General features: G+C 68.3%; 10 protein-coding genes. 7 read left to right on the top strand and 3 right to left on the bottom strand.

Going from position 1 to position 13,265, the window contains the following annotated elements:
• The first annotated feature begins 66 nt into the window (after positions 1-66).
• Entirely contained in the window at positions 67-690 is a 624-nt protein-coding gene (locus C5E10_RS17360) for a TetR/AcrR family transcriptional regulator (RefSeq protein WP_181062819.1), read from the top strand.
• A 95-nt stretch (positions 691-785) separates the two neighbouring features.
• Here the strand turns inward: C5E10_RS17360 and C5E10_RS17365 are convergent, their stop codons facing one another.
• The 3 genes from C5E10_RS17365 to C5E10_RS17375 all read right to left on the bottom strand — a co-directional run bounded on the left by C5E10_RS17365 (position 786) and on the right by C5E10_RS17375 (position 6,156).
• Entirely contained in the window at positions 786-4,418 is a 3,633-nt protein-coding gene (locus C5E10_RS17365) for a glycosyl hydrolase (RefSeq protein WP_104332708.1), read from the bottom strand.
• A 122-nt stretch (positions 4,419-4,540) separates the two neighbouring features.
• Positions 4,541-5,323 carry an SDR family NAD(P)-dependent oxidoreductase gene (locus C5E10_RS17370; protein ID WP_104332709.1) on the bottom strand — a complete coding sequence of 261 codons (783 nt, stop codon included), beginning with the start codon at positions 5,321-5,323 and terminating at the stop codon, positions 4,541-4,543.
• Positions 5,323-6,156, bottom strand: coding sequence for an SDR family NAD(P)-dependent oxidoreductase (locus C5E10_RS17375; protein ID WP_104332710.1), 834 nt, complete (start codon positions 6,154-6,156; stop codon positions 5,323-5,325). The genes C5E10_RS17370 and C5E10_RS17375 overlap by 1 nt, the downstream gene beginning before the upstream one ends.
• An 80-nt stretch (positions 6,157-6,236) precedes the next feature.
• Between C5E10_RS17375 and C5E10_RS17380 the strand changes: the two genes are divergently transcribed.
• The 6 genes from C5E10_RS17380 (at position 6,237) to C5E10_RS17405 (ending at position 12,335) form a co-directional block, all read left to right on the top strand.
• Positions 6,237-6,881, top strand: a complete 645-nt coding sequence (locus C5E10_RS17380; RefSeq protein ID WP_146080328.1) for a TetR/AcrR family transcriptional regulator — start codon at positions 6,237-6,239, stop codon at positions 6,879-6,881.
• 145 nt (positions 6,882-7,026) lie between these two features.
• Positions 7,027-8,535 carry a sugar ABC transporter ATP-binding protein gene (locus C5E10_RS17385; protein ID WP_104307828.1) on the top strand — a complete coding sequence of 503 codons (1,509 nt, stop codon included), beginning with the start codon at positions 7,027-7,029 and terminating at the stop codon, positions 8,533-8,535.
• Positions 8,535-9,587, top strand: a complete 1,053-nt coding sequence (locus C5E10_RS17390; RefSeq protein WP_104244625.1) for an ABC transporter permease — start codon at positions 8,535-8,537, stop codon at positions 9,585-9,587. The genes C5E10_RS17385 and C5E10_RS17390 overlap by 1 nt, the downstream gene beginning before the upstream one ends.
• Positions 9,584-10,657, top strand: a complete 1,074-nt coding sequence (locus tag C5E10_RS17395) for an ABC transporter permease (protein WP_104332712.1) — start codon at positions 9,584-9,586, stop codon at positions 10,655-10,657. The genes C5E10_RS17390 and C5E10_RS17395 overlap by 4 nt, the downstream gene beginning before the upstream one ends.
• A gap of 98 nt (positions 10,658-10,755) precedes the next feature.
• A complete protein-coding gene (gene rhaS / locus C5E10_RS17400; protein WP_104300943.1) occupies positions 10,756-11,787 on the top strand; it encodes a rhamnose ABC transporter substrate-binding protein in 1,032 nt (343 codons plus the stop codon).
• A 215-nt stretch (positions 11,788-12,002) separates the two neighbouring features.
• The gene (locus C5E10_RS17405; RefSeq protein WP_104332713.1) at positions 12,003-12,335 is read left to right on the top strand and encodes an L-rhamnose mutarotase; all 333 of its coding nucleotides are present in this window, start codon (positions 12,003-12,005) and stop codon (positions 12,333-12,335) included.
• Positions 12,336-13,265 lie beyond the last annotated feature (930 nt).

Consider the following 13,265-nt stretch of genomic DNA (forward strand, 5'->3'; position numbering starts at 1 on the left):
AGTTGAATCGATTCAGTCGCGAACCTAACACGTGTTAGACAATCTCGGCAAGGGAGAATGGTCGCCATGTCCTCAGGAGCACCCGCCGATCCCGTCCCGCGGTTCTCGCAGAGGGACGTCACCCCGCATCCGCGGCGCGACCAGATTCTGGATGCGGCCATGCGGGTCTTCACGGTCAAGGGCTTCAACGCGGCATCGATCCGAGAGATCGCAGTCGAAGCTGGCATGTCCCACACGGGAGTGCTCCACCACTTCCCCGACAAGGCGGTGCTGCTCGAGACGCTCCTCGAGCGCCGTGGCCAGCGCGCCGCCGCGGAGGTCGGCCTCGACTTCTCCACCGGGCTCTCGTACCTGCGCGGATTGCTGGCGCTCGCGGAACGCGACGTTGCGAAGCCGGACGGGGTCCTGATGTTCAGCATCGTGTCCGCGGAGGCGTTGGCACCGACGCATCCAGCGCACACCTCGATCTCGCGGTGGTACGAGTTCCTGCGGTCGACGGCGTTCGACGCGCTCACGGATCTGCAGGAGAAGGGGCTCTACGCTCGCGCTGACGTTCCCGTCGAGCTCGCGGCCGTCCAGATCGCCGGCCTCAGGGCCGGGCTGACGCAGCAGTGGCTCCTGGCGCCCGAAGTGGATGCGGTCGCAGCGTTCCGCGTGCAACTGCAGTCGTACGTGAGCGAGCCGCTGTAAGGCAGGAACCCCGCCAAGAATCGTCGGGCTCGTGCAACGAAAGCGGCCCCTGCATCCACACGATCATGGAAGCAGGGGCCGCATTCTGAGCCGAACTACTCGCTCGTCACGCGTCCGCGGCGCTTCCTGATGAGGAACGCGGCTCCGGTGCCGGCGAGCACGACCCCGAGGAGCGCGAGGAGGCCCGCGAGGCTGCCGTCGACGCCCGTCGTGGCGAGGTCGCCGTCCTGGCCACCAGCATCCGAGTCGCCGTTGCCCGAACCGCTGCCACCGTTGCCCGGTGCCGAGGTCGGCGCCGTGGTCCCGGTGCCGTCAGTCGAGGTCGGCTGCGGCTCGCCGGTCGGCTGCGGGGTGGTCGTCGCCGTCGGTGCCTCGAACGCGACCGTGTCGCGGTACGGCGTCAACGTGACCGGGCCCATGAGGCCGGTCCGCTGCTGCTCCGCGGTCTGGTAGTTCGAGTCGCCGGTCGCTTTGACGGCATTGAACATCGTCGTGGCAACCCGAACCTCGATGCGGTTCTCGCCCGGCTCCAGGTGGTGGCCGAGGTCGATGCGTGCCCGGTCGGCCTGGTTCACGACGACCTGCACGCCGTTCACCCAGACCTGGGCAGTATCGAGCACGTCACCGAGGCTGAGGTAGGCGCCATCCGATACCGTCCAGGCCTCCGGAAGCGTGACCGTCGTCGAGTACGTGCCGAGCCCGGATGCGTTGCTCAGGTCGACCTCGCCGGTCACCTCTCGCCACGACGGCAGCTTCCCGTCGGCGTCGGCCGTGATGTCGATGGCTGGCTGGTCGACCTTCTCGGTCTTGGATGCGGTCATTCCCGTCGCATCGGGCGCCGGGCCCCACGTCTGGGCGGCGAGCGACCAGGTGCTCAGGCCCTGCGGAGCCGCCAGGCCGGTCACGTCGGTCGTCGTCGACGAGCCGTCGCTGAACTCCGTCCCGAACGTGCCATCGCCGGTCGCGCGCACCGAGATGCTGCCGTCGGCTGCCGGTGCCAGCACGTCAGCATCGCTGGACACCGCGTGCACGGCGGATCCGTCGTCGTCGACGAGGGCGAAGATCGCCGTATCGTGAGCGGCGACGTCGATGGAGACCGTGACGCTGTCGCCACCCTGCGTGAACTCGCCGACCGGCGTCACCTCTCCAGACCAGGGGTCGAGCTGGTAGGGGCGGCCGGTGCCCGCGAGGGTCAGCGACTGCTGGACAGCCTCGCCGGACCGGTTGTACACGAAGTCGTACGTGACGCCTTCCGCCGCGCGACGGACGAAGCCGAGTGCTGAGCCCTGGTCGCTCGGGGACACGGCGGGCGCGATCGAGTCGCCGCTGAGGGCAGAGGGCAGCTCCGCCTCGGTGCCGAGCTGCGTGACGCTCGGCTGCGCGAGGAGCTCCGAGACGACCGTCGCCAGCTCCTCAGCTCCCGGCTCAGCGCCCGTCAGCTCGCTCGGCGCCTGGCCGACGACATACACGCGGAGCCCCTGCTTCGCGAGGTCACGCAGTGAGCGTGCCCCGTCGAGGGAGATCGTGCGCTGCTCGTTGAGGACAACCGCCTTGTAGCCGGAACGGTCGCCGAACAGGCCGCCATCGGCATCCGGTGCCAGTCCTTCTTCCGCGAGGAACTGGGGCGCGAAGTAGTCGTAGGTGTACCCGGCCGATGAGGTCGCGGAGTCGGTGCCGAGCATGTGCTGCTCTGCCTGCTGTCCGCTCACCGACGAGCCCTTGAGGCCCAGGTCCTCGTAGTAAACGCCGAGGTCGAGCTTCGCCTGGCCTTCACGCAGCACGTACTGCGTGCGGGCGAGGGCGTCGTTGACCCCCGTCATGTCCTCCCAGTTGGCCTGGCGGGGTCCGAAGACATCGTTCACGTTGAGCGCGCCGAAGATATCCCACGGCTGGTAGCCGGGCCAGGTGCCGCCATCGCGGCCCGCCGTGCCCACACCCGCAGGTGCATCCGGGTAGGCGAAGCCATGCCAGACCAGCTGATTCACACCACCCGCGTAGCTCTTGTAGACGCTGTCGAGGAGACCCTGCGAGTACTTGCCGCCGAGCACTGAGCCCTCGCCGCTGTCGGAGAACTGACCACCGATGTTCGGGCCGGCCATGCCGGAGCGGTAGCCGCCGAAGAACACGGCGCAGCACTCGACCGAGACGGTGTCCTTGCCGGCGAGGTGGGCGCCACCGCTGACGACGCGGTAGTTCTGCTCAGCGCCGAGCGGGTTCGGGCTGCCGAAGTTCAGCGACTCGCCCTCGGGGATGCCTGATGCGGAGGAAGCGTGCGACGTCGAGGTGGGCAGGCCGTACGCCTGGACTCGGAAGTCGAGGCCATGCGTCTGGGCCCAGGACTGCATGGGGGTCACGTACTCGTCGACGAACAGGTCGCTGACGGTCTCGCGGTAGTCCTCGCGGGCTTTCTCGCCGACCTCTCCGATCTCGAATGCCGCCTCGTGCGAGCCCTGGATGCCGATACCTGCGAGCGCGGGCAGCACCTCCGTGGCGTCGTAGCCGCGTCGCTCTTCGAACTGGTCGAGGAAGCTCCAGGTCCACTTCTGCGACTCGCCGAGCTCGAGGGAGTCCTCGAAGATGGCGCCGCCTCCGACCTTGTCGAGGTTCGCCTTCACGGCGTCGGTGAGGATGTTCTCGTCCCAGAAGTCGGCCTGGATGTCGACGCCGCCCCTGCCGAGGTGATCCACCACGTAGTTCGGCTGTGTCGCCGTGTAGCCTCCGCGCTGTCCGACCAGACCGGATGCGGTCTGCTGGAAGTCGATGATCACCCAGCGTGCGCCGTCGGCTGGGAACGTGTAGTCGAGCTGGCCGTCGACGACCTTGTCGGTCACGTCGACGATCGATCCCGGCACGAGTGCGGCGGGGCCCTCGCTGCCGGGGGAGCATTCGGCTTCGCACTGTGCGATCACGGTGCGGAGGCGAGTGGTCTCTGCGACGTTCACGAGGGGCGCGTCGACAGCGTGATCGCCGGAGATCGGCGTCACGGTGAGCATTCCGGTTGCGCCGAGGCGGTCGCCGACGGCAGTGACGGTGACGGTCTCGGACGTGCCCTCTGCCCCGAGCGTCACGACGTCGCCGATCGCGAAGCCGCCGAGGCTCGCGACGGTCAGGTCCGTCTGGCCTGCGGTCGCTCCCTCGGCGAGCTTCGTCGCGACCGAGGGTGGTGCTGTCAGGGGCGAGGGGAGGGCGCCGGTGACGGTCTCGCCTGCTGCGTGAGCTGACCAGCCGAAGATGAGCTGCTGCTCCGCCTCCGGCTGGTTGAAGCTGTTCAGCGTCGGCACGGTCGGCGGGTAGTGCGGCCCGAGGTTCTGGTCGACGATGAGGCCCAGCTCGGCGGCCTTCTCGGTGATGACCTCCATCTTGTGTGCCCACGCGGGGGTGCCCCAGCCGTACTCGGCCAGGAACGCGTTGCTCTGGTTGCCTTCGCCAGCGACGATGAAGGGAGCGACCTCGACACCGCCGGCGCCGGAGGCGGCGATCTGGTCGAGCTGCTCGCGCAGCACGCTGTCCTCCGTGTAGGCCAATGGCATCCACCACCGGAACATCGGGCGAACGGCTGAGGGTGGGTCAGCGAAGGCTGCGGTGTCGATGACGGGAACCGCGGCCGTGGGAGGCGTCGGGTCGGCCGTCGCCGGAGTGGCGAGCAGTGGGCTGAGGAGGACGGACAGGCTCGCTGCCGTGGCGATGGCGACGGTGCGCCGCCTTCGACCTCGTCTTGGTTGGGTCACGGAATGTTCCTCTCCCTGCGCTCGGCAGGATTCGAGTGGGGCGATTGGAAGGTGAAACGATTCACAAGCGGGCCGGAAGAACCCCGCTCCCTCGACTGCTCGAGGAAGCGGGGGTGACGGACTCAGGCTTGGATGACGGCTCCGCCGTCGGCGTTGAAGTTCTGGCCGGTGATCCACCGGCTGTCGTCGCTGGCGAGGAAGATCAGGACCGGGGCGATGTCCGTCGCTGGGTCGCCGAACCTGCCAAGCGGGTTCACGGACATCTGCTGCTTCACGAACTCCGAGTACTCGGGCGCGAGGCCGTGCAGGATCGTGTCAGTGAGTGCAACCGGCGCGAGCGTGTTCACGCGGATGCCACTCGCCCCGAGCTCTCGGGCAGCCACCATGGAGAGGCCGCGGATCGCCGCCTTGTCGGGAACGTAGGACGCGTAGCCCTCCATCCCGGTCTCGTACACGCCGGAGACCAGATTGATGATGGAAGCTGTCCCCTCCGTCCTGGACATGTGCGGATGGCAGAGCTGCATGAGGCGCCACACGGCGACCACGCCGACCTCGAACGCGGTGCGGAGCGACGAGACGTCCTGCTCCAGGAACGGTGTGAGCTCAGCTTCGAAGTTGGCGTTGTTGACCAGCACGTCGATGCGGCCGAAGCGCTCGACGGTTCGCGCGACGTAGCGCTCGAGGTGCTCCACGTCGGTCACGTCGCAGACCACGCCGAGAACCTCTGCCCCTTCGGCTTCGCAGAGCGCCACGGTCTCGCGCAGTGCGGCCTCGCTCCGTGCTGAGATCGAGAGCTTCGCTCCGGCCTTCGCCAGCTCGATCGCGTTCTGCTTGCCGAGCCCCTTGCTGACGCCCGTCATCATGACGACCCTGCCGTGCAGGCGCCCCTGGTGCTGCGCCGACATCAGATCGTCTCCCCGGCGTCGGCGAGGAGCGTGCTGCCGGTCATGATCATCGACAGATCACTGGCGGCGAACAGCACGACGCGCGCGATGTCATCCGGAGTGCCGGTGCGGCCGATCAAGCTGTGGTTCATGACGTCGAGCTCCGGCAGTTCCACGCCGGCGGCCTTCGCGGCCTCCATGCCGGCGGCGGCAGCGGCGATATTGCCCTCGGTCGGCACGTAGCTCGGGGCGACCCCGAGGACGCGGATCCCCATGGGAGCGAGATCGAGCGCGAGCGACTTCGTGAGTCCGCGTGCCGCGTGCTTCGAACTTGCGTAGGCGGCCATGCCGGGGAATCCGACCGTGAACCCCGCTGTCGAGATGACGTTGACGATCACGCCGCCGGAGGTGTTCCCGCTCATGTGCTTCGCCGCCTCGCGGGAGCCGAGGAAGGTGCCTCGGGCGTTCACCGCGAAGACCTGGTCCCACATCTCGACCGGCATGTCGAGGACGGGGGCGTTCGGGAAGATGCCCGCGTTGTTGACCCAGATGTCGATTCCGCCGAGCTCAGCGGCGGCGCGGGCGGCTACGGCGGAGACGGAGTCCGCGACGCTCACGTCTGCGGCGGCGCCCATGGCGCGGTTGCCGTGCTTGGCGGCGATCTCGTCAGCTGCGGCTGATGCACGAGTCGCGTCGAGGTCGACGATGAGCAGGTCTGCACCGGCTTCGGCGAGTCGTTCGCAGATGGCCCGCCCCAGGCCCTGGGCGCCTCCGGTCACGACGGCGCGCCGTCCTCTGAGAGAGACGAGGTCCGAGATCGGGGCGTTCGAGACGTCGGGGAGCGGATGCGGCATGAGACCTCCACGTTGAGTTCAGGCGAGTATTGGCAGAGTATGTCAATACTTCGAACCCGGCAAGGAGCAACAATGTGGACATGAGTGAGACACGTCGGCCCGGGCGCCCCGCGTCTGCAGATCCGCGCCTGCTCCGCGTGCAGATGCTGGAGATCATCCTCCGCGAGGGGTATGAGCACGTCACCATGGCGCAGCTCGCCGCCGAGGCGGGCATCAGCCTGCGCACCCTGCATCGGTACTTTCCGGCCAAGGGCGACATCGTCTGGTTGGGTGCCGAGGGTGGGCACGAAGCGCTCAGGCGCGAGCTCGACGCGGTAGACCAGGGGCTGGCGCCCCTCCAGGCGCTCGCCGTCGCTGTCGGCAGGGTCTTCGACCTCGAGGTCGAGGAGGAGCCGACCGCACGCCTCCGGCTCCGCGCCATCGCCGCCATGCCCCCAGAGCAGTCTTCGCGCCCGGATGCCTATCTCGGCTGGCGGCAAGAGGTCGCCGTCTTCCTGGCGCGCAGGGCCGGACTGCGACCGGACGGCCTTGTTGCGCGTGCTGCGAGTGCGGCCGTGCAGGCCGCCATGGCCGAGGCGCTCTCCTGGTGGGCGACTGAGGCGGGCGCAGATGAGGCTGCCCACACTGCCGTCGAGCGAGCCTTCCAGGGGTTGGAGGGGCTGTTGGGGTCAGGTTCCGAGGAGCGTGGCGCGCCCTCCGGTAACAACTCTGCATCCTTGGCTTGACGTTTTCTGCGAGCGTCGCGTAGTGTCGCATCCAGTCGCTTGAAACGATTCACAAAGTCAGTGGAACAGCAGGCAGGCTCACGCCGCTCACCACCGAGCACCCCTCAACACCCCCGCAATACTCAACGAAGAGAACGGAGCCACCGTGACGAGTTCGCAAGTCGTACTCGAGCTGCGCGATGTGCAGAAGTCATTCGGATCCGTCGTCGCACTCCGATCCGGCACGATCGCCGTCGAGTCCGGATCCATCCACGCACTCGTGGGTGAGAACGGCGCCGGCAAGTCCACGCTCGTCAAGATCGTCGCTGGCCTCTACCAGCGCGACGCCGGCACCTTCCAGCTCGGCGGCGAAGACGTCAACTTCACATCCACGGCCCAGTCGAAGGCCGCGGGCGTCGCGGTCATCTACCAGGAGCCGACGCTCTTCCCCGACCTCTCGGTCACCGAGAACATCTTCATGGGCCGCCAGCCCACGAACCGCTTCGGCCGCATCAACCGCTCGGCGATGCGCGACGAGGCGAAGGCGCTGTTCGCCAGACTCGGCGTGAACATCGACCCCGACCGGCCTGCCGAAGGCCTCTCCATCGCCGACCAGCAGGTCATCGAGATCGCCAAGGCCGTCTCGCTCAACGCGCGAGTGCTCATCATGGACGAGCCGACCGCAGCCCTCTCCGGCGTCGAGGTCGACCGGCTCTTCGCCATCGCCCGCAGCCTGCGCGACGAGGGCCGAGGGCTCATGTTCATCTCCCACCGCTTCGACGAGGTCTTCGCCCTCTGCGACAAGGTCACCGTCATGCGCGACGGCAGCTACATCGCGACGAACCTCATCAGCGAGACGACCGTGGATGCGCTCGTGCAGCAGATGGTCGGCCGCGAGGTCACCGAGCTGTTCCCGAAGCAGGAAGCCGTCATCGGCGAGCCAGTGCTCGTCGTCGAGGACCTCGAGAGCCCCGGCGTCTTCCACGACATCAACTTCACCGTCCGCTCCGGCGAGATCGTCGGCCTCGCCGGCCTCGTCGGCGCAGGCCGCAGCGAGGTCGCCCGCGCCGTGTTCGGGGTCGACAAGTACAAGTCGGGTCGCGTCAGCGTCGAGGGCAAGGTCGTCAAGCCGGGCTCGCCCGTCGCCGCCATGCAGGCCGGCCTCGCGCTCATCCCAGAAGACCGCCGCAAGCAAGGCCTCGTCGTCGACTCCGGAGTCGGCGAGAACATCACGAGCGTCATCCTGAACCAGCTCACGAAGCTCGGCGTCATCAGCGGCCGCAAGCAGCACGACGACGCCCGCACCTGGGCGACCAAGCTCGAAGTGAAGGCGCAGGCGCTCGACACGATCGCCGGCACCCTCTCCGGCGGCAACCAGCAGAAGGTCGTCATCGCCAAGTGGCTCGCGACGAACCCCAAGCTCCTCATCATCGATGAGCCGACACGAGGAATCGACGTCGGCACCAAGTCAGAAGTGCACCGCCTGCTCTCCGAGCTCGCGGGCACCGGAATGGGAATCCTCATGATCTCCTCGGAGCTCCCAGAGGTCCTCGGCATGGCAGACCGCGTGCTCGTCATGCACGAAGGCCGCATCGCCCAGGAAATCGACCGCAGCCAGGCGACCAGCGAAAGCGTCATGCGCGCCGCGACCGGCGCAGTGACGGTGGTGCTCTGATGACCACGACCACCACCCAGGGGCCGCACCCCACCGCCGGCGCGCCCATGCCGCCCAAGAAGGCCATCCGCTTCGGCAACTTCGGCAAGGCCCGCGAGCTCGGCATCCTCCTCGCCCTCGCGGTCGTCCTCATCGTCGCGACCATCGCCAACCCGAACTTCCTCTTCAGCCCCGACGGCTGGCGAGACCTGTTCCTCACGCCGTCCATCCTGCTGCTCGTCGCAGTCGGCCAGGCGATCGTGCTCATCACCCGCAACGTCGACCTGTCGGTCGGCTCCGTGATCGGCCTCACCGCCTTCCTCACGGGCCGCCTGTTCATCGACTACCCGGGCATCCCGATCCCCGTCGTCGTCGTCGCGGCAGTGCTGTTCGGCGCGATCCTCGGCTTCGTCAACGGCGCACTCGTCGCCTACGTGCGAGTGCCGGCCATGGTGATCACGCTGGGCACGCTCTACGCCTACCGCGGCATCAACGTCATGTGGGCCGGATCGAGCCGCATCAACGCGAGCGACATGCCCCGCGACTTCCTCGCACTCGGCACGGGTCAGATCCTGACCATCCCGATCCTCACGATCATCGCCGTCATCGTGCTCGCCATCGCCGCCTGGGTCATGAAGAACACGCGAGCGGGCCGCGAGTTCTACGCCATCGGCTCCGACCCGGACGCCGCGAAGCTCTACGGCCTCCCCGACGTGCGCCGCGTGCTCACCGCGTTCGTGCTCTCGGGCGCACTCGCCGGCCTCGCCGGTGTCTTCTACGCCGCCCGCTACGGCACGGTCAGCTCGCAGGCCGGTGCCGGTTGGGAACTGGATGCGGTGGGCGCTGCCGTCATCGGAGGCGTCGCCATCACCGGCGGCGTCGGAACCCTGTGGGGCGCCGCCATCGGCGCGATGCTCCTCATGACCATCAACCGAGTGCTCCCGCTCGTCGGCATCCCGGACTTCTGGCAGCGCGCCGTCGTCGGTGTGCTCATCCTCGCCGCGATCGTGCTCGACCGCGTCCTCGCCATCCGCCAATCCCGCAAGCTCGTCGAAGCGAGGGAGGAATCATGACCGCTCTCACGACCCCAACGTCGTCCGCTGCAACGCAGCGCACCATCGAGAACTACTCGCAGCCAGCCTGGCGTCGGATGCTGTTCACCCGCGAGATGGCGATCGTCGCCCTGCTCGTCGTGGTGTGCGTCGTCTCGATGTCCGCGGTCAAGGGCTTCTCGCAGCCCATCACCATCACGTACCTGCTCATGGACGTCGCCGCGGTGCTCATCATCGCCCTGCCGATGACGCTCATCATGATCACGGGCGAGATCGACCTGTCGGTCGGCTCCATGGTCGGCCTCTCGAGCGTCACCACGGGTGCCCTCTACCAGGCTGGCGTGCCGTTCGAGCTCGCCGCCCTCGCCGCGCTCATCGTCGGCGTCGTCGGCGGAGCCTTCAACGGCTTCCTCGTCACGAAGGTCGGCCTGCCGTCGCTCGCCGTCACGATCGGTACCCTCGCGCTCTTCCGCGGCATCGCGGTCGGCGTGCTCGGCACCGCCGCGGTCACCTCGTTCCCCGAGTTCTGGACGGACATCGCGAAGGCCAAGATCGTGGGCACTCCCATTCCGGCCATCATGATCCCGTTCCTCATCCTGCTCGCGATCTTCATCATCGTGCTGCACTACACGCCCTTCGGCCGCGGCGTCTACGCCATCGGCCTCTCGAAGGAAGCCGCCCACTTCTCGGGAGTGCCCGTCGGCCGCACGAAGTTCGTCCTCTTCGTGCTCGCAGGCGGCCTCGCGGCCCTCGCCGGCATCTACTTCACGCTGCGCTACGGCTCAGCGCGAGGCGACAACGCGACCGGCCTCGAACTGCAGGTCATCGCAGCCGTCGTGCTCGGTGGCGTGTCCGTCTTCGGCGGACGCGGCAAGCTCTACGGAGTCGTCGCGGCAGTCCTCCTCATCGGCGTCCTCGCCAGCGCCCTGCGCCTCGCGAACGTCACCTCCGACGTCATCAACATCATCACCGGAGTGCTCCTCGTGGCCTCCGTCGTCGGAGCAAGCCTCCTGCCCAGGATCCGCCGCAAGCGGCCCAAGGCAGAGAAACCGCTGGTCGGCACGACCAGCGGGACAGTTCCCAAGGGCTGATCGCCTCCCAAGAACTGCAGCCCCACCTCAAACCGAACACGCAACACCCCAACCGTCGCCCGGAACACCGAGCGGCTCAGTACCCGAAGGGAACCCCCATGAAGCTCGCAACGAAGCGGCTGAGCGCAGCAGGCGCACTCGCAGTAAGCGCCGCACTCGTGCTCACTGGATGCACCACCGGCGGCGACGACACCGCCGCAGGCGGCGGAGACACCGGCAACCTCACCGTCACCTTCCTCCCGAAGAACCTCGGAAACCCGTACTTCGAGGCGTCCTCCGTCGGCGGCCAGGCAGCCGCCACCGAGTTCGGCGGAACGTTCGCCGAGGTCGGCCCGTCGGAGGCCACCCCCGACGCGCAGGTCAGCTACATCAACACGCTCACGCAGCAGGCAGTCGGCGGCATCGTCATCTCCGCCAACGACCCCGAAGCGATCTGCGACGCCCTCAACGAGGCACGCGACGCCGGCACGAAGGTCGTCACCTTCGACTCCGACACGAACCCCGAGTGCCGCGACCTGTTCGTGAACCAGGCAGACGCTGACGGCATCGCGAAGGCGCAGATCGACCTCATCGCCGAGCAGATCGGCGGATCTGGCGAGATCGCCATCCTCTCCGCCGCGGCCAACGCCACGAACCAGAACGCCTGGATCGAGAAGATGGAAGCGTACGTCGGCACCGAGTACCCCGACATCACCATCGTCGAGACCGTCTACGGCGACGACGACGACCAGACCTCGTTCGACAAGACCGCCGCGCTCCTCCAGACGCACCCGAACCTCAAGGGCATCGTCTCGCCCACGACGGTCGGCATCGCGGCTGCGGCACGCTACATCCAGACCTCTGACTTCAAGGGCAAGGTCGCGGTGACCGGTCTCGGCACGCCGAACCAGATGCGCGAGTTCGTCGAGGACGGCACCGTCACCTCGTTCGCACTCTGGAACCCGGAAGACCTCGGCTACCTGTCGGCGTTCGCCGCCCAGGCGCTCATCGCCGGCGACATCACCGGCGCCGAGGGCGACACCTTCGAAGCTGGCAAGCTCGGCGAGTACACAGTCGGCGCCGACGGCGTCGTCCTCCTCGGCGACCCCTTCGTCTTCGACAAGGCCAACATCGGCGACTTCAGCTTCTAGGAGCTGAGGGCGGGGGCCAGTCGCCCCGCTGAGCTGAACTGCGGACGCCGCGCCGGGACCATCTCCCGGCGCGGCGTTCGCGCATCCCGGCCCAAGTCCCGGCGCGCGTCGTGGTCGTGGTCGTGGTCGTGGTCGCGGCCGCGGCCGCGCGGCCCTGCCCGGCACGGTCCGGGGTCACGAACTCCGGGAACACGAACGCAGATAGGAAGCACCACATGCCAAGAATCGGATTCCAGCTGAAGGTCGCACCTCAGCACATCGACGAGTACGTGCGCCGTCACGCGGAGGTGTGGCCGGAGATGCTCGCCGAGATCGCCGCCGCCGGCCGCCGCAACTACTCCCTGTTCCTCGCCCCGGACGGCACCCTGTTCGGCAGCTACGACGTCGACGACGAGGAAGCCGCGAACGCCTACCTCGCGGCCTCGCCGGTGGCGGCGCGCTGGGAGGCGGACATGTCGCAGTTCTTCGACGGCCTCGAGGGCCGCGCCGACCAGGCGGCGTCGCCCCTCGTCGAGGTCTTCAACCTCGAAGACCAGCTCGGCGCGTAGCGGTCCGTCCCCGCGGGCGCTGCCGCGGCCCCCGCCGGGATGGGGCGCTTTCGCCCCGCTCGACGCCGCGTTCGTCGCGGATGGGTCACTTTCACCCCGTTCCGCCGCCCGCTACGGGGTGAAAGTGACCTAATCAGCGGAGGTTGTGGCGCGGAGGGGGTGGCGACCGGGCTGTCCGCCGCGGATGGAGCGCGTTCGCCCGGCTCGGCTGTCGCATCCGCCGTAGCTGCCGCCGATGGGTCACTTTCGCCCCGTTCCGCCGGCGTGTCCGCTGCGGATAGGTCACTTTCGCCCCGTTTTGGCGCTCGATATGGGGTGAAAGTGACCTATTCGGCGGAGGTCGTGGCGCGGAGGGGGCTGGCGACCGGGCCGTCCGCCGTGGATGGGGAGCGTTCGCCCGGCTCGGCTGTCGCGTCCACCGCGTCCACCGCGTCCGGCGTGGATGGGTCACCTTCCCCCGGTTTCGCGGCCGCACCTGCCGTAGCTGCCGCCGATGGGGCGCTTTCGCCCCGCTCGACGCCGCGTTCGTCGCGGATGGGTCACTTTCACCCCGTTTTGGCGCCCGCTACGGGGTGAAAGTGACCTAATCGGCGGAGGTCGCGGTGTGGAGCGGGTGGCGGCCGGGCCGTCCGCCGTGGATGGGCCGCTTTCACCCGGCTCGACTGTCGCATTCGCCGCGTTCGTCGCCGATGGGTCACTTTCGCCCCGTTCCGCCGTCGTGTCCGCTGCGGATGGGTCACTTTCGCCCCGTTTTGGCGCTCGATATGGGGTGAAAGTGACCTAATCGGCGGAGGTCGTGGTGTGGAGGGGCTATCGGCCGGGGCGTTCGTCGCCGATGGGGCGCTTTCGCCCCGTTTCGGCGCCCGCTACGGGGTGAAAGCGACCCAATCAGCGGAGGGGGTGGCGCGGAGGTCGTGGCCGGGAGGGGGC

It is taken from the genome of Pseudoclavibacter sp. RFBG4 (assembly GCF_002931515.1).
GTDB lineage: Bacteria > Actinomycetota > Actinomycetes > Actinomycetales > Microbacteriaceae > Pseudoclavibacter.